Source organism: Idiomarina sp. H2 (genome assembly GCF_004364275.1).
GTDB lineage: Bacteria > Pseudomonadota > Gammaproteobacteria > Enterobacterales > Alteromonadaceae > Idiomarina > Idiomarina loihiensis.
The window spans coordinates 126,147-143,622 of the sequence record NZ_SNZY01000003.1; the positions used below are offsets into that span (position 1 = coordinate 126,147).

Here is a 17,476-nt window from a genome sequence, read left to right on the forward strand (position 1 = left end):
AAAACGATGCATTAGGCTGCATAAAATTTGTTCGGTAAACTTCAGTGTAGACAATATCAAAGGGATGTCTAATATTTTTTAGAATTTTTTTATCTTATTGTTTTTGCGTAATTTTAATTGAATAGAGCACAGGTTATGCACAGCTAATTAAGAGTTAGCAAACAGCTTGTAATAGTTAGCTGTCGTGGTCTTAGCCACCTCTTCTAAGGTAATGCCTTTTACGTCAGCAACGCATTTTGCAACGTCGACAACATAGGCTGGCTGGTTCTCTTTACCACGATGAGGAACCGGCGCTAACCAGGGACTGTCGGTTTCAATTAAAAGCTTATCCAGTGGCAATGCTTTGATTGTGTCACGCAGCTCCTGAGCATTGCGGAACGACGCGATACCAGAAATAGAAATAAAGAAATCGAGATCATCAATGGCTTTTTTTGCCATCTCAAGAGATTCGGTAAAGCAATGCAGAACCCCTCCTGGCTTTTCGGCATGCCCGTTTTTTAATAACGACAAGGTGTCATCCCGAGCATCACGCGTATGAATAATCAATGGTTTATTGACGTCGTTGGCTATTTCAATATGTTGCTCAAAATTTTGCTGTTGCAGAGCTTTAGATTCGGGGTGATAAAAATAGTCTAGCCCGGTCTCTCCTACCGCAACAACGCTGCTCAGTGCCGATAGTTCGCGCAACTTTGCACCAAGCTCTGCAATTGGAGTCTGGCTGTCTTTAACGTACAAAGGGTGTACACCACAGGAAATTGAAACATCATCGAATTCGGCCACCGCTGTCTGCATAGCCGGAAAGTCCTCGAGGGTAACGCAAACACACAGCATGTGTTCAACCTTATTAGCCCGTGCCGCTGCAACAATTTCTTTTAGATCGGCTCCCGCTTTTTCCGGATTGATTTTATCCAAATGACAGTGTGAGTCGACGAACATAGATAGCTCCACTTAGCGTTGATTTGAGTGACAGAAGTCGTTAACCAGTTGGTGAAAGAGTTTACCATATTCACTTGTATGATGGCGGCAAAGGTAACGAAGACGATGAATCATAGCTTGTTGTGAGGGCAAAACCGTGACTGCTAACCAATTCTTTAGCTCCCAAACCTCAAAGCAAAACACCACGGTCACCTCTAAATATAAAGGTTGACCTTCTATATCCGGACATTGAAACTCTAACCTGGCTCTGTCATCTACCGTGATATCAGCCGTTTCGCTGTTGACCAGCAGAGTAAAGGACTGAAACTCAGGAACGACATGAGCAGCGAGTTCTGTTGGCGAATTTGGACTTAATTTTAGCGTCAGCATGGCAACTCCGTTGTAAGGAGCCGTTATGCTGAAAGTGCATTGGACCAGCGGCTCCAGGCAAAGCTTAATAATAACGGCAAATTGATTCCGGTTGAGCCCTGATATAGCTGACGCAGTTGTCGGCATTCGGATACCCACTCACTTAACTGCGCAACACTGACCCACTCATAGCTGCTAATTTGTTGTAATTCGTCCGCCAGTTGCTCATAACGTAACCGCGCAGCCGCGGCTCTTTGACTAATTAGCAACCAGTCCATGAGTAAGTTCTCGGAAATATCCAGCCAGCTTAGTGCGCCCTCTTTATCTTTTAAAAGAGGTAATTCCTGCTGCCCGCGAAGTCCCGCCAACAGTTGTCCTGCTAAAGTAATCTGCTCATCACTCTGGACGGTTGTCGGGTAGGCAATGCTTACCCACTGCATGCGGCTTCTTAAGGTAGGCAGTAGGCGCTCTGCGTCTTTGGTTGAAACCAGCCAATGTGTATCTGCGGGAGGTTCTTCCAGAACTTTGAGCAGTGCATTGCCAGCCTGCTCTGTCATTTTTTCCGCTTCGAGTATGACAGCGACTTTTAATCCGTTCTGGTTAGCTGTTTGCGTGACGTTTTGTTGCAGCTCACGTACCGTATCAACTCCAATGCGGTTAACTTCTGCACCATCAATAGTCCAGGTGTCCGGATGATTACCCGATAGATAAAGTAAACAGGATTTACATTTGCCGCAGGCACTTTTGCCTGGTTGCTTACACAACAAAAACTGATTCAGACGCTGAATAAACTCAGTCGAACCGCCCTCAACATTATGTTGCAAATAATAAGCATGAGCCAGGCGTCCTGCCTCGGCACTCGCTACTAGTCTCAACCAGGGTTCCCGTAGCCATGGATAAGCCATTAAAACAGGTACTCCTCAATTGCTCTCAATATTGACTGGTGAACATCCAGCATCGACTGGTTTGCATCAATAACAATGATGCTGGGATCTTTAGCTGCAATATTCAAATAGCGTTGCCGGGTACGTTGAAAAAAGGCTAAATCTTCTTCTTCAATGCGGTCGAGCTCCCCCCGTTCCCGGGCTCGTTCAAGACCTTTTTTTTCATCAACATCAAGTAATAGAGTTAGATCCGGAGTAAAATCCCCTAAGGTAATTTTTCGTATTTTTTGCAACAAGTCATCACCAAGCTCCCGGCCACCGCCCTGATAAGCTCTGGAAGACAAATCATGACGGTCACCAATAACCCACCGGTTTTTGGATAAGGCAGGTTTTATAATATTATCGACCAACTGAACGCGGCTGGCGTACATAAGTAAGAGTTCGGTCGTGGGGCTGACTTTTTCATCCCACTTCTTTTTTACCAGGTCCCGCAGCGATTCAGCTAACGGTGTGCCGCCAGGCTCGCGAACCGTTTCAGCCTGAATTCCTTTCGCCTGAAGATGCGTAACAACACTTGCGATAGCCGAACTTTTACCGGCACCCTCGAGCCCTTCAATAACAATAAACTTTCCTGACATAATCACTCTTGATTCAGTTGATATCGGCGTACAGCCTGTTGATGTTCTTCCAGGGTTTCCGAAAAAACATGGCCACCTGATTTATCCGCGACAAAATAGTAATACGGAGAACGTACCGGATTGGCAGCAGCATTAATTGAAGCCTTTCCCGGCATAGCGATTGGTGTTGGTGGTAATCCATTAATTCGATAAGTATTGTATTGTGTTTTCTCACGTAAATGAGCGCGAGTCAGATTACCGTCAAAGTTTTCAATACCGTAAATTGTCGTCGGGTCAGACTGCAATCGCATGTTAATAGCCAGACGATTGGCAAATACGCTTGCAACTAATGGACGTTCATCGGCCACGCCCGTCTCTTTTTCAATAATTGAAGCCAGTATCAACAGCTCGTAAGGCGAATTTACAGGACATCTGTCTGAACGCTTTTGCCAGGCATTTTCCAGCACTTTCTGCATGGACTGGTAAGCTTGTTTCAGGATAGCAATGTCCGTTGTATAGGCTCTGTAACTGTAGGTTTCAGGGAGTAAAACACCTTCTAAAGAATCTTCTGTAACGCCCAATTTCAGCCTGAGCTCCGCTGCGCTCAATGCCGAAGACTCGTCTTTTAAATAAGGTTGCTGTTTTAACTGAGCTCGCCACTGTTTCAGAGTCAGGCCTTCCACCAGCGTTACGGTAAACGTTTTCTCCCGCCCCTGGCTCAGCATACTCCAAATATCAAACCAGCTTTGCTGACCATGAATTTCATACAGGCCAGCCTGTAAATGATTAATATCGGCAAAAACCTGACTCAGGCGATAGCTTAATGTTGAGTGCCCTTTCCCAAAGTGTTCTGTCACTTGAGACGTTACGCTACGGGCGGTTGCTCCGCCGCGAAAGTCTAATAATAGCGGTGTCCTGGCATCACTTTGCACTGGCTGTGACAAATACCAGCGCCCCGAGACAAGGGCAACCACAACCGCCAAAACTGCAACAAGCAGCACCACAATAAAACGTATTTTCATAATATAAGCTGCTCTAACACCGCCGGTAATTTACTCTTATCCAATACTTTACCATTAAACTGAGCGACCGTAACAGCGCCCCTGACACTGTTGCTCAAGATAATCTGCTCAACATCCGCCAATTCTTCCAATGGAAAATAGCCGATATTTAAAGGGGTAAGCGCCCTTTCATCAATAATCAACTGACGAATAATTCCGGCAACTCCGGCAAAACTAAGATCAGGGGTATACCACTGTCCTTGTTTGTACCAGAAAACATTCCCTTGTATGGCTTCGACGATATTTCCCTCAGAATCGCAAACCAGTAAATCATCATACTCAGAGGCACCGCATTCCTGAGTTAGCAGAACCTGTTCCAGCCTGTTTAATGTTTTTAAACCAGCCAACCTGGGCTGTCTGGCTAAGTTCAGTTCCGCCACCCCCAGACTAACCGAGCTTAAACGACCGGGAGCATCGCTTACCTGGATATACTCATTGGCTATACTGCCGTCTGCAAAAGCGTACCCTCGGCCTCCGTATCCACGCGTGATAATAACCTTACACACGCCGTCTTCTATGCCGTCACAAGCGTTAAGAATACGCTGATGCAAAGAGTCAAAATCCGGATGATTTATAAATAAACGATGATTCGCTTCGGATAAGCGTCTCAGATGCCTTTCAACATGCACAGGCACACCTTGAACAACTCGCATGGTTGTAAAGTGTCCGTCGCCGAATTGCAGCCCTCTGTCTATTTCCGAAAACTGAAAAGGCTTATTATTAAGTTGTATTTTTCTTATTGTCATAACAAAAAAGGCGGAACCAATGGCTCCGCCTTTTATATCACGTTCTACGACAAATTAGTCGTTAGAATGATTATTTACGTAGTCGATAGCTGATTGAACTGTTTTAATTTTTTCAGCTTCTTCGTCTGGAATTTCAGTTTCAAATTCTTCTTCCAAAGCCATTACCAGTTCAACTGTGTCTAAAGAATCAGCGCCAAGGTCATTTTCAAATGACGCTTCTGGCTTAACTTCTTCTTCTTTAACACCTAATTGTTCAACAATGATTTTTTTAACGCGTTCTTCAATAGTACTCATGATTATAAAATCCCTCAATAGTCATCGCGAGAGTGAAAATTGGCTGTAGTGTAGTGAAACCAGCCTCATTAATAAAGTAAAAAATAGCATAAAGTTAAGAGGTCGTACCGCTAACCTCTTAAACCATCGCCATACCACCATTAACGTGAATGGTTTCACCAGTGATATAAGCTGCACCTTCCGATGCTAAAAATGCTACCGCAGCAGCAATTTCCTTTGGCTCGCCTAAACGTGCTGCCGGAATATTATCAAAAATAGCCTGTTTTTGCTCATCATTCAGAGCTTTTGTCATATCTGTATCAATAAAGCCAGGTGCAACACAGTTGACGGTTATACCGCGAGCAGCAACCTCTTTGGCCATGGCTTTACTGAAACCGACCAGCCCGGCTTTTGCCGCACAATAGTTAACCTGGCCCGGGTTTCCTGTTGTACCAACCACTGAGCTGATATTAATAATACGACCGTTACGACGTTTCATCATGCCGCGTACAACCGCTTTGCACACCTTAAATACAGCGGACAAGTTGGTGTTTAATACCGCATCCCACTCATCGTCTTTCATTCGCATCATCAGGTTGTCACGAGTAATGCCGGCGTTATTCACCAGAATATCGATAGAACCGTACTCTGATTCAATCTCTTTAATTACCTGCTGCAGACTATCAGAATCGGTTACGTCCAACGCCAGGCCTTTGCCTTTTGAACCAAGATATTCGGAAATTGCAGCTGCACCCTTATCGGAGGTAGCCGTACCAATAACTTTAGCCCCCTGGCTGGCAAGTAATTCAGCTATTGCTTTTCCTATGCCCCGGCTTGCGCCTGTAACTAATGCGACTTTATTTTCAAAGTTTTGCACGTAAATAACCTTTTTATTAAAGTGAGTTCAAAGAGTCTAGCGTATTCAACGCACTACAACCAAAAGCCTTAGTAATACGTTTGTTTAATCCGGTCAGTACTTTTCCCGGACCAACTTCATAGGCTGTTTCGACATCCAATTTCGCAATCTGTTCAATCGTTTCAGTCCAGCGGACAGGACAATAAAGCTGACGCACCAATGCATCTTTAATGGCATCTTCGCTGTCGGCTATGGCAACGTCCACATTATTAATAACCGGTGTGTGTGGCTGTTTCAGTTTTATTGACTTTAACGCGTCGGCCAATTGACTGGCGGCAGGCTGCATCAATGCACAGTGTGATGGCACGCTAACCGGTAACGGCAAAACACGTTTAGCCCCGGCTTCTTTTAAAGCCTCTGCAGCACGGCCTACAGCATCTGCATGACCGGCTATAACCACCTGACCCGGTGAATTATAATTAACCGGAGTTACTACTTGCTCTCCTGCCTGCTCTAAACAAATTTTTTCAATTTCGGCATCTTCCAGGCCAATAACCGCGGCCATCGCACCTTCGCCTTCAGCCACGGCTTGCTGCATAAACTCTCCGCGCAGAGCAACAAGCTTAACTGCATCGGTAAACTCCAGAGCTCCGGCGCATACAAGGGCTGAGTACTCGCCCAGACTGTGGCCTGCCATAACGGTAACGTCAGCCAGGCCTTTTTCTTTGGCTACACGGTATAATGCAACGCTGGCAGTTAACAACGCGGGCTGTGTTCGTTGCGTTTCATTCAACTGCTGCTCAGGTCCCTGTTGTACTAACTGCCAAAGGTCATAACCTAAAACACTGCTGGCTTCCGCGAAAGTTTCTTTCACTAAAGCAAAATCATTCGACAATTCACTTAACATGCCAACGCTTTGGGAGCCTTGCCCCGGAAATAATAATGCCGTTTTAGTCATAATCATCCTCTTAATATTGAACCAGCGCTGAACCCCACGCAAAACCGCCGCCAAAAGCTTCTAACAAGAGTTTCTGACCACGCTTAATGCGTCCGTCCTTAACCGCCCAGTCAAGTGCAATGGGTACCGATGCCGCAGAAGTATTCCCTGTTGAATCAAGAGTAATAACCACGCGCTCCATCGGCATTTGTAATTTTTTTGCTGTTGCATTAATAATGCGTAAGTTTGCCTGATGCGGAATCAGCCAGTCCAGATCATTTGGCTGTAGTTGATTCTTCGCCAAAGTTTCAGTCACTAAACTACTGAGTTTTGACACCGCAACTTTGAAAACTTCGTTCCCTTTCATGTACATCCAGGCATTTTCTGCGCCGCGGTCAGAACTTCTGGAAGCTTGTTTAGCTCCTAATAAATGGCTGTATTCACCGGCACTGAAAAGATGAGTGGAGATAATTCCGGGTGTGTCACTCTGTTCAAGGACAACCGCCCCGCCGCCATCACCAAAAAGCACCACGGTATTGCGATCATTAGGGTCACATAAACGTGCCAGTACATCAGTACCGATGACCAGAATACGTTGGTGCTGCCCACTTTTAATAAATTGATCAGCTACAGAAAGCGCATAAATAAAACCGGAGCATGCAGCACCCACGTCAAAAGCCGGAATAGATGTAACCCCCAGCATTCGCTGAATTTCACAGGCCGCACTTGGAAAAGCGTGCTCGGCCGATGTGGTCGCCACCACAATCATATCGATATCCCGGGGGCTTAAACCAGCGGCAGTCAGTGCTTCTTTTGCCGCTTCATAACCTACCGTCGCGGCGGTTTCATTAGCAGCCGCAATGCGCCGTTCTTTAATGCCGGTTCGTTCTGTTATCCATTCGTCAGACGTATCAACCCGCCGGGAGAGTTCTTCATTAGTAAGCCGTTGTTCGGGCAGATAGTGCCCGGTACCAACAATTTTTGCATAAGTCATAGCGCTACTTAACTGATATTACAGCTGTTCTGATAAGACTGCTTCAACACGATGTTTAATTCGTTCAGGAAGCTGTTCATGCGCTTCTGCGACGGCTTGTTGAATTGCACTATAAAAAGCGCCGGCGCTAGCGCTACCGTGACTCTTTATCACGACATGGCGCAATCCTATCAGACTCGCACCATTGTAGTGGTCGGGCTTCAGCCTATCCCAGGACTTGTGCGTCCGTTTTTGTAAAAAACGAAAGAAAAACCGATAAAGCCAGTGCGAGTTTAGTGTGTCCCGCATTTGATCGATAATGAATGTTGCCAGACCTTCGCAACTTTTAAGCGCAACATTACCGACAAAGCCGTCACAAACGACAACATCCGCTCTGCCACTGAATAAGTCATTGCCTTCAATAAAACCAATGTAATTTACCTGCTCGCATTGAGCGAGTCTGGCCGCCGCATTACGCACGACATCATTACCTTTGATGTCTTCCTCACCCATATTTAACAGGCTAATTTTAGGCGCTGGCACACCCGATAAATATTCAGCGGCCACAGCCCCCATCACCCCAAACTGAAATAAGGTTTCTGAATCACAGCTGGCATTCGCACCTAAGTCAAGCAGGTAAGACTTTCCACCAGCTTGATTCGGCAAAGCCGTCATTAATGCGGGACGCAACACACCAGGAAGCGTTTTCAGTGTAAAGTATGCATTGGTCATTAGCGCGCCAGTATTGCCGCCGCTTACCATTGCCTGACAACGACCATCGGTTAAACTATTGAGCGCAATACGCATGGAAGATTCGGGCTTACTACGCAGAGACTGGCCCGGCTTATCGTCCATTTCGATGACTTGTTCGGCATGAACAAGCTCTATGGCAGGATGCGAGCTTAAATTGGCTTTATGGAGTAAAGGGGTAAGTTCTTGCTCGTGGCCAACAACGGTGAATTTAACATCGGGATACCGATGAACCGCTTTTTCCAGGGCTTCTATAACAATAGAGGGGCCATTATCGCCCCCCATTGCATCAATCGCTATGTTCAGTTCAGGCATGGCCTGTCTTACTTGTTAACGACCTTACGACCCTTGTAATAACCGTCGGCTGTTACGTGGTGACGACGATGCGTTTCACCCGTAGTTGAGTCAACCGACAGTGTGGGGCCGTCTATTGCATCGTGTGAACGACGCATGTCGCGTCTTGAACGACTTTTCTTACTTTTTTGAACAGCCATTTACGCTATCTCCTGATTATTTACGCTTCAATTCTTGTAATACGGCAAACGGGTTCTCTGACTCTTCAGCAGCTGATTCGTCAATTTCGCCCCACGTCATCGCATCACGATCCACCTGGCATGCCTTAGCGTCGTGCTTAGGAACTATTGGCATAGCCAGAATTAATTCGTCTTCAACAAGCCCATGCAGGTTAACTTCTCCAAAATCGTTCACCTCAATAGCTTCGTAGCTATCGGGAAAGTCATCTGCTACCTGTCGCTTAGTGACAGGAGCATACGCAAATTGCGCGAGAATATCAACATCCAGAGGCGTATTACAGCGTTCACAAAGTACTTTGACAGCAACTTTTGCTCTCCCTGTAAAATAACTAATGCCCTGCTCATCAATTCCAAACTCAACACTGGCCTCAGGATCGGGGCAAGGTTCTACCAAACTTTCCTGAAGTCTTGTTAATGTTTTTCCAGGCACTACCCCGTCATATGCCACTTTCTTGTTGGCACTTTTGACTGGGTCTACCGTTACGGGAATACGAAGTTTTTGCATAGCGCGCGAATGTTAACGAAGTTCCGCTTTACTGACAAGGGAAATCTGTCGTTAATCCTTATTTAAAGGGTTAATTCCATGGGGTCTCAACATATCCAATAAAGCAATAGCTGGTAAGCCGATGAGTGTATTGGGGTCGTTGCCTTTTAGACCACTGAACAGACTGATTCCCAGCCCTTCGCTTTTAAAGCTACCAGCGCAATCAAAGGGATTCTCGAGTTCGACATAACTTTCTATTTCTTCGTCTGTTAATTGGCGAAACTCAACTTCAAAGGGTTCAACTCTTACTTCGCACTGCTGGGTCTTTGTATTAAGAACCGCCAGTCCAGTATAAAAGGTTACTGTTTTGCCCACAAAACTGGACAATTGTCGCACCGCATTTTCGTGATTACCGGGTTTACCTAAAATGCTACCATCGCAAACAGCAACCTGGTCGGAACCAATAATAATGGCGTCATCATAGGTCATTCTTTTTTCAACTGCCCGAGCTTTTGCTTCCGCTAACCGGCCGACTAACTGCTGCGGACTTTCTGAATGAATAGTACTCTCGTCTATATCCGGCTTCACAACATCGTAGTTCAAATGCAGTTTATCTAAAATTTCACGACGGTACTTAGAACCTGATCCCAGGATTAATGGCAACGTCATAAGGCCTCCCTGACAAGTTTATTGCTGAGTTCTGAAAGCGAATCAATCACTATTGCTGCACCGGCTTCGCGTAAACGTTCAGCGTCATGCACGCCAAAGCTCACACCTATTGCCTGTACGCCAGCGGCAACAGCCATTTTCATATCGTGAACAGAATCGCCAACCATTACGGTGTGTTCGGGCTGAGTTTCAAGTTCACTCATAATTTCATAAAGCATCTGAGGGTCAGGCTTACCTTTAGTTTCACTGGCGCACCGCGAGGTATCAAAGTAATGCTCGGTTTCACTTTCTGCCCAGACTCGCTTTAGCCCACGTCTTGCCTTGCCCGTAGCAACGGCCAAACGATAACCGGCACTGGATAGCTGAGAAAGCACCGCTTTTGCATCGTGAAATAATGGCGACGGCGTTGTATTCAAGTCTACATATTCATCACGATACTGAGTTAAAAAATGATTCATTTGTGTCGCGTTAAGCACACCGAACAGTTTTTCTATTGCGGGTTCAAGGCTTAAACCAATAATATCTCTAACAGATACTTCGGTCGGAACCGGTAGCCCGGTATGCTGAGCTGTATTTTGCATAGATGACACAATTCGGCCAATGGAGTCCATTAAAGTGCCGTCCCAGTCAAACACCACAAGTCGCTTATTGTGCATCATTATAAGCAGTCCTTATTATTGCGCGGTCAGTTGTTTTAACGTTTGCTGCAAGTTGTCATCCAGAGGAGCTTCAAAAGCGACTTCTTTTCCCGTAACAGGGTGTAAAAAACGCAGCTGCCAGGCGTGTAAAAACAGTCGGTTTAACCCAAGCCCTGACATTGCGTTATCGAAATCTGCATCACCATACTTAGGATCTTTCGCTATAGGATGCCCCGCATGTAACGCGTGAACCCGAATCTGATGGGTACGGCCGGTCACAGGCGATGCTTCAACTAATGTCCCTTCCTTATACCTTTGCTGAATTCTGAAACGAGTTAAAGAGGCTTTGCCTTCGGCATCAACGCGCACAATTCTCTCGCCGGACTTTAAGGTGTTCTTTTTTAACGGCGCCTCAACACTGCGAACCCGCTTTTGCCATTGGCCGCGAACCAACGCCAGATATTGCTTATTCATTTCTTTGTTACGCAGCTGTTCGTGTAAGCTTCTCAGCACTGAACGTTTTTTAGCAACCAGCAATAAGCCACTGGTGTCCCGGTCTATCCGGTGAACCAGTTCTAAGCTTTTTTCTTTTGGCCGCAACGCTCTTAAACCTTCAATAAGGCCAAACTGCAACCCTGAGCCACCGTGAACAGCAACACCTGAAGGTTTATTAATTAACATCAAAGCATCGTCTTCATAAAGAATTGCATGCTCCAGTGCCGCAACCTGCTCTAAATTAGCAGAAGGTAGTTCCGGTCTTTCGCTCACTTTTACCGGAGGAATGCGAATAAGGTCGCCTTCCTTTAACTTATAGTCCGGTTTTATCCGCTTTTTATTCGCCCGCACTTCACCTTTACGAACAATTCGGTACACCAAAGACTTTGGTACACCGCGTAATTGCGCAATGAGAAAATTATCGATTCGCTGCCCCGACTCTTCTGCAGAGACGGTATGCCAGCGTACTTCTTGTTGAATTGTTTTCATGCCGCTATTTTACCATCATCTACAAGATTCAACAGCGAAATTGTTGCTTGTATTTTCAGTGGTTTTCATGGAATAATTAAGTGTCAAAGTCCATCGAAGATGGCAGACGAAGAATATATTTCGCGCAATCGAAATAACAGAGCGACGCATTATCCACATCAGCGTACGGTTTTAAAGTCTAATGAAGTGACTAACCGAGATGTTGATGGCACGGAGAAGAACACAGCACATCGAATACGCTTTGTTTCATAATCGATTGCAGACGTAAAATTTAGCGACAATATGACACCGAACAGTTGGTGTTATCGGCACAGTCAAACTCATTTTAGTTACACGTTGTAGATGACGGGTAACGCAGGTCCCAAAGGGCCTGCAGCGACAGACGAATTCGATAATTGCACGATCGCCATTGGGGCGTGTCATATTGTGGCCCAAAGAATTGAGTCACAGTAATGAAAAGAATGCTAATTAATGCCACGCAATTGGAAGAATTGCGTGTTGCGCTGGTTGACGGCCAGCGCCTATACGATTTAGATATTGAAAGCCCTGGTCACGAACAAAAAAAAGCAAATATTTATAAAGGCAAAATCACGCGCATAGAGCCAAGTCTCGAAGCCGCCTTTGTCGATTATGGTGCAGAACGCCACGGGTTCCTTCCTCTAAAAGAAATTGCTAAAACCTATTTTCCGCAAGGCTATACCTTTCAGGGCCGCCCCAACATCAAAGATGTGGTTAAAGAAGGCCAGGAAGTTATTGTTCAGATAGACAAAGAAGAACGGGGCCAAAAAGGCGCCGCCTTAACCACTTTCATTTCTCTGGCGGGTAGCTATTTGGTGCTAATGCCGAATAACCCCCGTGCCGGTGGTATATCCCGCCGCATCGAGGGCGATGAACGCTCAGCACTGAAAGAAGCCTTGTCTGACCTCAATGTTCCCAAAGATATGGGACTCATTGTCCGTACTGCAGGTGTCGGTAAGTCTAAGGAAGAGCTTGAGTGGGACTTAAATGTTCTGCTCAATCATTGGGAAGCCATCAGCAAAGCTGCAGACGAACGCCCTGCTCCTTTCCTTATTCATCAGGAAAGCAACGTTATTTTCCGTGCCTTACGCGATTACCTGCGTAGAGACATCGGTGAAGTGCTCATCGATAGCCCGAAAGTTTACGAACAGGTTCGCAGCCACATCCAACTTATTCGCCCTGACTTTTTACAGCGCGTTAAACAATACGAAGGCGATGTTCCGCTTTTCAGTCACTACCAGATAGAAAGCCAGATTGAATCTGCATTCCAGCGCGAAGTCCGGCTTCCGTCGGGTGGTTCCATTGTTATCGACCCGACCGAAGCACTGACATCCATCGACATTAACTCGTCACGTGCAACTAAAGGTGGCGATATCGAAGAAACGGCGTTGCAGACCAACCTTGAAGCAGCCGAAGAAATAGCACGTCAATTGCGTTTACGCGATGTTGGCGGCTTAGTGGTTATCGACTTTATTGATATGACCCCTGCACGCCATCAACGTGATGTTGAAAACCGTTTACGCGACAGTTTATCTCAGGACAGAGCACGTATTCAGGTGGCCCGCATTTCGCGCTTTGGTTTGATGGAAATGTCCCGTCAGCGTTTACGTCCTTCATTGGGTGAATCAGCAAATAATGTTTGCCCTCGCTGTAATGGTCAGGGAACCATACGGTCAAGCGACTCTTTAGCGCTGTCTATTTTGCGTTTGATTGAAGAAGAAGCCATAAAAGACAACACCATTCAGGTGCATGCTCAGGTTCCGGTTGATGTTGCTACTTATTTGCTCAATGAAAAGCGTCAATCCGTCAATCATATTGAAAAGCGTCATAACGTAAAAATCGTTATTATCCCGAATCACCATATGGAAACACCGCACTTTGAAGTGTTACGTATTCGTGATGACGAAGTTCCGGAATCGGCCAGTTTTGAGTTGGTACAAAAACCAGAGCAAACCGAATCTACGGTTTCTATCACGTTAACTCAGGATAAAGCGAAGTTTGAAGAGCCTGCACTAAAAGGCCTGCAGGCACCAAGTGCCGCGCCAACACCAGCGCCGGCTGCTAAAGTTGAAGAGAAAAAGGCAGCTCAACCATCGTTATTGAGTCGCTTATCGACCTGGTTCTCTGGCTTGTTTGGTTCAGATGAAGAGCAAAAACAAGCTGAAGCTGAGAAAGAAAAAGAGCGTAATGCTCAGAACCAACGGAATCAGCAACGCCGTGGTCGCAATCGCCGTTCAGGAAACCGCCCGCAACGAGGCCGAAACCAGTCGGCTGGCAAGGACAAGGAAGCCAATAAAGAAAGTACCTCGGCTGCGACAGAAGATAAATCAACGGAATCCCGTGATGACGCAGGTAATCGTAACAGTCGCAACCGCAACGATCGCAGACGTCGTGGCCGCAGCAATAAAAATCAGCAGCAGCCAAAACCAGAAGCGGCTAAGAACGAGCAAGTTGATAGCCCGGCTGAAGCAGAAAAGCCGAAAGAGCCTAAAGCTGTTCAGGATAAACCGCGTCGTCAGCGTAAGCCGATTGAAAAATCCGTTCGCGTTTCATCTACTGGCGATTCATTAGAAGCTAAAGAACCAGCGCAACCAGCTCAAAAGACTGCTGATGCCTCGACTGATGGTGCGGATACTCAGAAACCAACTCAGGCTAAAGAGAAGCCATCAAAACAGTCGGGTTCTGGCAAAAGCGAGAATAAAGCGATTTCTGATAAGGTGCTGGATCCGCGTATGCAGGCAGCGGCTGAGCTGGTGCAAAATCAGGCTCAATCTGCGACTCCGGAGGAACCAGGCGTAGAAAAGAGTGTTGAAGAGGCCGTTCAGAGTACTGAAGATAAAGCCCCTCAAACAGACGCTCAGGCCGCCACTCAACAAACTGAAGCCAATACAGATGACTCGGTGCAAAAGCAGGACACAGCTAAACCTGAAGCTAAGCCTGAAGCAACATCTAATGAAAAAGTAGAAACGCCGGTTGAACAGGCCAGTGAGCCAGTTTCTGAGCCAGTTGAAGATAAGCAAAGTAACACCTCTGAAACTGCTGAAGAGGCACCAAAGCAAGCTGAACCAGTAGAAAGCGTTGAAGAAAAACCGGAGCCAAAAGCTGAAGAGAAGAAAAGCCGGGATCGCTCTCGCCGCTCTCCTCGCCATCAGCGGGCGGCCGGACAAAAACGCAAGCAAATGAAAACCGAAGCGGTTATACCTAACCGTTCACTGAGTGGTTCATCATTTTCTGCAATGACAAAGGCGACAGCTGAAGAACGTAAAGAAGCCTTTAAGGCTCTGCCTGTTGCTTCTTCAGATAATCGCCCTCAGTTTGTTAAAGACAGTCGTATCGCCAGTATTTCTCAGGCGCGTTCGACTTCTTATGCCAAAATGGCAAAATGTGACTAAATTCAGCTAAACAAAAATTTAGTTAGAAAATAAGAAGGCCGGTAGCAACAAACTACCGGCCTTTTTTATCTCTGGAGTTTGCCATTATTATTGAATGGTAATAAAAGCGCGGTTTTTCTCTAACGTCTTAATACCAATTCCCTTTACGTCAAGTAATTGCTCTACTTCGGTAAAACCACCCAGTTGCTCTCTTAACTCGATGATCTGCTCAGCCCGTTTCTCACCGACACCAACCAGGACAGCCGATATCTCTTGTGCTGAACCCGTATTGATATTGACGGTTTTAACCTCTTCAGCCTGTGCTGCCGGCGATAAGTTTAAATTTGCCAGAGTAAGTAATGGGGAGGCTTGAGCCCCTGCTGTTACAAACAGCGATGAGGCAACAAGTATGGAGATTAATTTTAGCTTCATAGTGTCATTCCCTTTGAAAATCACTGCGTCACTGCAGTAAGGACACTATAGCCGAAGTTTTTAGCCTTATTAGAAGATTGCGACATTACAGAGACGTAAGTGCGTTATTCTCCTATAGAAGCTAATATTTCCGTAACGCTGGCGGTTGGGTCAACGGCCTGCGTAATGGGCCGGCCAATAACCATGTAATCGACTCCGGCCTCTATTGCGGCCTCTGGTGTCATAACCCGCTTTTGGTCGCCCGTAGCACTGTTAGCAGGACGGATACCCGGCGTTACCAGCTTAAATGACGTGCCCAAATCATGTTTCAGCATGCTGGCTTCCTGAGCCGAACAGACGACTCCGTCTAAGCCTGCCTGCTGAGCTAACTTTGCCAGTTTAAGCACTTGCTGTTCTGCAGTTGCCTGGATCCCAGTTTCTGCAAGATCAGAATCACTCATGCTGGTGAGTACCGTCACGGCTATTAATAAAGGGGGCTTATCAAATTGCTTTAATGCATCCCTTGCCGCGCTCATCATTTCAGTACCGCCGCTGGCGTGCACGTTCACTATATCAACACCAATTTTAGCTGCTGAGGTTACCGCCTTAGCCACAGTGTTTGGAATATCATGAAACTTTAAATCTAAAAATACTGAAAAACCTTGCTCAACCTGCTTTTTCACCCAGTCGGGTCCAATAGCAGTAAACAATTCCTTACCCACTTTAAGCCCAACTTTTCCAACAGGTAATTGACTCACCAAATTGTCAGCGGCTTCCTGTGTCTGGCAATCTAATGCAACATAAATTTTCGGTAACGCCATGTTGTTATTCACCATCTAATCCAAAAATAGGTTTTGTTGTTGCCCAGCTTTTACACGAAGGACAACGCCAATATAAAGTATGTCCGGAGAAACCACAGTGACGGCACTTATAATTGGGGCGCTGCACTATGTGCTCATGAACCATTTTGCGCAGTCTCCGCAGGCTGTCGCGCGCATTGCCCACATCCGCGGCTCTAATGTGTAACCCCATTAAATGATGGAAGCCGCGCATTGTCGGATGCTGCTCTAAAACGTGGGTCATAAAGTGTTCTGCGTCTTCAATACTTTGCGATTCACAAATTTTTTCTGATAGCGTAATAGCTGCCGTTATTCCGGCATTGTGTTCAACGCAACTGTGTAGAAACTCAATAAAAGTATGAGTATCCGATGTTTTCTCGTAAGCTTCTTCCAGCAAAGGAATGGTTTCGCAAACAAATGATTTATCTTGTTCAAACACCCGGGTTAAATAATTAATAGACTCTTTGTACTCCCCTTCTTTCATATAAATTTTACCCAGGGAAAGTACAGCTCTAACACAGTTATCATCATGTTTAAGTGCTTTGCTGTAATGCTTTATCTTACTCGGGACATTGTCGTCTAATTCTGCAAGCTCACAGTATAACTGGGCGAGAACCACCCGCGCGTGGCTGCTTTGTTTTGCCAGCCGTAAAGCAATTTTTATGGCCTTATCCCATTCATGGGTTGACTCATAAAGTTCCAGAAGATGCTTTTGGCTTTTTTCCCGGAATAATTTGTAACTCTGTAAGCCGGCAAACATTTGTTCAGCGCGGTCATAGATTCCGGCAGAAAGGTAATCTTTGCCTAACTCGTACATGGCTGTTAGGCGGTCATGCTCAGACAAATTGGGAAGTGACGTCAGGTTTTTATGAATTTTTATTGCGCGGTCAACTTCGCCTCTACGGCGAAATAACTTACCTAACGTCCAGTGAGTCTCAATGGTTTCGCTGTCGACATCTAATAACTCGACGAATAAATCAACCGCCTTATCTGGCTGGTCTGACAGCAAAAGGTTGATACCAGTCGCATACTGTTTGGAAAAACGCTTCTGCTCTTTTCGTTCTTCTGTGCGAACACTATTGCGCCCCATGAACCAGCCATAGGCAGCAGCAATTGGTAAAAGCAGGAAGAGAAGCTCCAACATGAGC

General features: G+C 46.0%; 20 protein-coding genes. 1 reads left to right on the plus strand and 19 read right to left on the minus strand.

Going from position 1 to position 17,476, the window contains the following annotated elements; translation table 11 throughout:
* Positions 1-147: 147 nt before the first annotated feature.
* The 16 genes from DET62_RS04670 to rluC form a co-directional block, all read right to left on the minus strand.
* Positions 148-936 (minus strand): YchF/TatD family DNA exonuclease, encoded by a 789-nt coding sequence (locus DET62_RS04670; protein WP_110013151.1) that lies wholly within the window; start codon positions 934-936, stop codon positions 148-150.
* 12 nt (positions 937-948) lie between these two features.
* Positions 949-1,305 carry a hypothetical protein gene (locus tag DET62_RS04675; protein WP_110013152.1) on the minus strand — a complete coding sequence of 119 codons (357 nt, stop codon included), beginning with the start codon at positions 1,303-1,305 and terminating at the stop codon, positions 949-951.
* A gap of 23 nt (positions 1,306-1,328) precedes the next feature.
* Positions 1,329-2,189: a DNA polymerase III subunit delta' gene (locus tag DET62_RS04680; protein ID WP_110013153.1), complete on the minus strand. Its 861-nt coding sequence runs from the start codon at positions 2,187-2,189 to the stop codon at positions 1,329-1,331.
* The gene (gene tmk / locus DET62_RS04685) at positions 2,189-2,806 is read right to left on the minus strand and encodes a dTMP kinase (RefSeq protein ID WP_110013154.1); all 618 of its coding nucleotides are present in this window, start codon (positions 2,804-2,806) and stop codon (positions 2,189-2,191) included. The genes DET62_RS04680 and tmk overlap by 1 nt, the downstream gene beginning before the upstream one ends.
* 2 nt (positions 2,807-2,808) lie before the next feature.
* On the minus strand, positions 2,809-3,807 hold the full coding sequence (mltG, locus tag DET62_RS04690) for an endolytic transglycosylase MltG (RefSeq protein ID WP_110013155.1): 999 nt from the start codon (positions 3,805-3,807) through the stop codon (positions 2,809-2,811).
* Complete coding sequence (gene pabC / locus DET62_RS04695; RefSeq protein WP_110013156.1) at positions 3,804-4,592, minus strand: aminodeoxychorismate lyase; 789 nt, start codon at positions 4,590-4,592, stop codon at positions 3,804-3,806. Before pabC ends, mltG begins: the two co-directional genes overlap by 4 nt.
* Positions 4,593-4,646: 54 nt before the next feature.
* Positions 4,647-4,886 (minus strand): acyl carrier protein, encoded by a 240-nt coding sequence (gene acpP, locus DET62_RS04700; RefSeq protein WP_011234585.1) that lies wholly within the window; start codon positions 4,884-4,886, stop codon positions 4,647-4,649.
* Positions 4,887-5,004: 118 nt separating this feature from the next.
* Positions 5,005-5,742, minus strand: coding sequence for a 3-oxoacyl-ACP reductase FabG (gene fabG, locus DET62_RS04705; protein ID WP_011234586.1), 738 nt, complete (start codon positions 5,740-5,742; stop codon positions 5,005-5,007).
* A 16-nt stretch (positions 5,743-5,758) separates the two neighbouring features.
* Positions 5,759-6,679: an ACP S-malonyltransferase gene (fabD, locus tag DET62_RS04710; protein WP_110013157.1), complete on the minus strand. Its 921-nt coding sequence runs from the start codon at positions 6,677-6,679 to the stop codon at positions 5,759-5,761.
* A gap of 10 nt (positions 6,680-6,689) precedes the next feature.
* Positions 6,690-7,652: a beta-ketoacyl-ACP synthase III gene (locus DET62_RS04715; RefSeq protein ID WP_110013158.1), complete on the minus strand. Its 963-nt coding sequence runs from the start codon at positions 7,650-7,652 to the stop codon at positions 6,690-6,692.
* 18 nt (positions 7,653-7,670) lie between these two features.
* On the minus strand, positions 7,671-8,696 hold the full coding sequence (gene plsX, locus DET62_RS04720) for a phosphate acyltransferase PlsX (RefSeq protein ID WP_110013159.1): 1,026 nt from the start codon (positions 8,694-8,696) through the stop codon (positions 7,671-7,673).
* Positions 8,697-8,704: 8 nt separating this feature from the next.
* Entirely contained in the window at positions 8,705-8,875 is a 171-nt protein-coding gene (rpmF, locus tag DET62_RS04725) for a 50S ribosomal protein L32 (RefSeq protein ID WP_011234590.1), read from the minus strand.
* Positions 8,876-8,891: 16 nt separating this feature from the next.
* On the minus strand, positions 8,892-9,419 hold the full coding sequence (gene yceD, locus DET62_RS04730; RefSeq protein WP_110013160.1) for a 23S rRNA accumulation protein YceD: 528 nt from the start codon (positions 9,417-9,419) through the stop codon (positions 8,892-8,894).
* A 51-nt stretch (positions 9,420-9,470) separates the two neighbouring features.
* Positions 9,471-10,067 carry a Maf family protein gene (locus DET62_RS04735; protein WP_110013161.1) on the minus strand — a complete coding sequence of 199 codons (597 nt, stop codon included), beginning with the start codon at positions 10,065-10,067 and terminating at the stop codon, positions 9,471-9,473.
* The gene (locus DET62_RS04740; RefSeq protein WP_110013162.1) at positions 10,064-10,726 is read right to left on the minus strand and encodes an HAD-IA family hydrolase; all 663 of its coding nucleotides are present in this window, start codon (positions 10,724-10,726) and stop codon (positions 10,064-10,066) included. Before DET62_RS04740 ends, DET62_RS04735 begins: the two co-directional genes overlap by 4 nt.
* 15 nt (positions 10,727-10,741) lie before the next feature.
* Positions 10,742-11,689 (minus strand): 23S rRNA pseudouridine(955/2504/2580) synthase RluC, encoded by a 948-nt coding sequence (gene rluC / locus DET62_RS04745; RefSeq protein ID WP_110013163.1) that lies wholly within the window; start codon positions 11,687-11,689, stop codon positions 10,742-10,744.
* A gap of 452 nt (positions 11,690-12,141) precedes the next feature.
* Here rluC and rne point away from each other — a divergent pair, with 452 nt between their 5' ends.
* Positions 12,142-15,099: a ribonuclease E gene (rne, locus tag DET62_RS04750; RefSeq protein ID WP_243734854.1), complete on the plus strand. Its 2,958-nt coding sequence runs from the start codon at positions 12,142-12,144 to the stop codon at positions 15,097-15,099.
* An 87-nt stretch (positions 15,100-15,186) separates the two neighbouring features.
* Here rne and DET62_RS04755 read toward each other — a convergent pair whose 3' ends face one another.
* From DET62_RS04755 to lapB, 3 genes are all read right to left on the minus strand, one after another.
* A complete protein-coding gene (locus tag DET62_RS04755; protein WP_110013164.1) occupies positions 15,187-15,510 on the minus strand; it encodes a helix-hairpin-helix domain-containing protein in 324 nt (107 codons plus the stop codon).
* A gap of 104 nt (positions 15,511-15,614) precedes the next feature.
* Positions 15,615-16,310: an orotidine-5'-phosphate decarboxylase gene (gene pyrF / locus DET62_RS04760; RefSeq protein ID WP_181396964.1), complete on the minus strand. Its 696-nt coding sequence runs from the start codon at positions 16,308-16,310 to the stop codon at positions 15,615-15,617.
* A gap of 4 nt (positions 16,311-16,314) precedes the next feature.
* A complete protein-coding gene (lapB, locus tag DET62_RS04765; protein ID WP_110013166.1) occupies positions 16,315-17,472 on the minus strand; it encodes a lipopolysaccharide assembly protein LapB in 1,158 nt (385 codons plus the stop codon).
* Positions 17,473-17,476: the final 4 nt, after the last annotated feature.

Coding starts and splice junctions, on each gene's coding strand:
- DET62_RS04670 (WP_110013151.1), bottom strand. CDS start 936: ATGTTCGTCGACTCACACTGTCATTTGGATAAAATCAATCCGGAAAAA.
- DET62_RS04675 (WP_110013152.1), bottom strand. CDS start 1,305: ATGCTGACGCTAAAATTAAGTCCAAATTCGCCAACAGAACTCGCTGCT.
- DET62_RS04680 (WP_110013153.1), bottom strand. CDS start 2,189: ATGGCTTATCCATGGCTACGGGAACCCTGGTTGAGACTAGTAGCGAGT.
- tmk (WP_110013154.1), bottom strand. CDS start 2,806: ATGTCAGGAAAGTTTATTGTTATTGAAGGGCTCGAGGGTGCCGGTAAA.
- mltG (WP_110013155.1), bottom strand. CDS start 3,807: ATGAAAATACGTTTTATTGTGGTGCTGCTTGTTGCAGTTTTGGCGGTT.
- pabC (WP_110013156.1), bottom strand. CDS start 4,592: ATGACAATAAGAAAAATACAACTTAATAATAAGCCTTTTCAGTTTTCG.
- acpP (WP_011234585.1), bottom strand. CDS start 4,886: ATGAGTACTATTGAAGAACGCGTTAAAAAAATCATTGTTGAACAATTA.
- fabD (WP_110013157.1), bottom strand. CDS start 6,679: ATGACTAAAACGGCATTATTATTTCCGGGGCAAGGCTCCCAAAGCGTT.
- DET62_RS04715 (WP_110013158.1), bottom strand. CDS start 7,652: ATGACTTATGCAAAAATTGTTGGTACCGGGCACTATCTGCCCGAACAA.
- plsX (WP_110013159.1), bottom strand. CDS start 8,696: ATGCCTGAACTGAACATAGCGATTGATGCAATGGGGGGCGATAATGGC.
- rpmF (WP_011234590.1), bottom strand. CDS start 8,875: ATGGCTGTTCAAAAAAGTAAGAAAAGTCGTTCAAGACGCGACATGCGT.
- yceD (WP_110013160.1), bottom strand. CDS start 9,419: ATGCAAAAACTTCGTATTCCCGTAACGGTAGACCCAGTCAAAAGTGCC.
- DET62_RS04735 (WP_110013161.1), bottom strand. CDS start 10,067: ATGACGTTGCCATTAATCCTGGGATCAGGTTCTAAGTACCGTCGTGAA.
- DET62_RS04740 (WP_110013162.1), bottom strand. CDS start 10,726: ATGATGCACAATAAGCGACTTGTGGTGTTTGACTGGGACGGCACTTTA.
- rluC (WP_110013163.1), bottom strand. CDS start 11,689: ATGAAAACAATTCAACAAGAAGTACGCTGGCATACCGTCTCTGCAGAA.
- rne (WP_243734854.1), top strand. CDS start 12,142: ATGAAAAGAATGCTAATTAATGCCACGCAATTGGAAGAATTGCGTGTT.
- DET62_RS04755 (WP_110013164.1), bottom strand. CDS start 15,510: ATGAAGCTAAAATTAATCTCCATACTTGTTGCCTCATCGCTGTTTGTA.
- pyrF (WP_181396964.1), bottom strand. CDS start 16,310: ATGGCGTTACCGAAAATTTATGTTGCATTAGATTGCCAGACACAGGAA.
- lapB (WP_110013166.1), bottom strand. CDS start 17,472: ATGTTGGAGCTTCTCTTCCTGCTTTTACCAATTGCTGCTGCCTATGGC.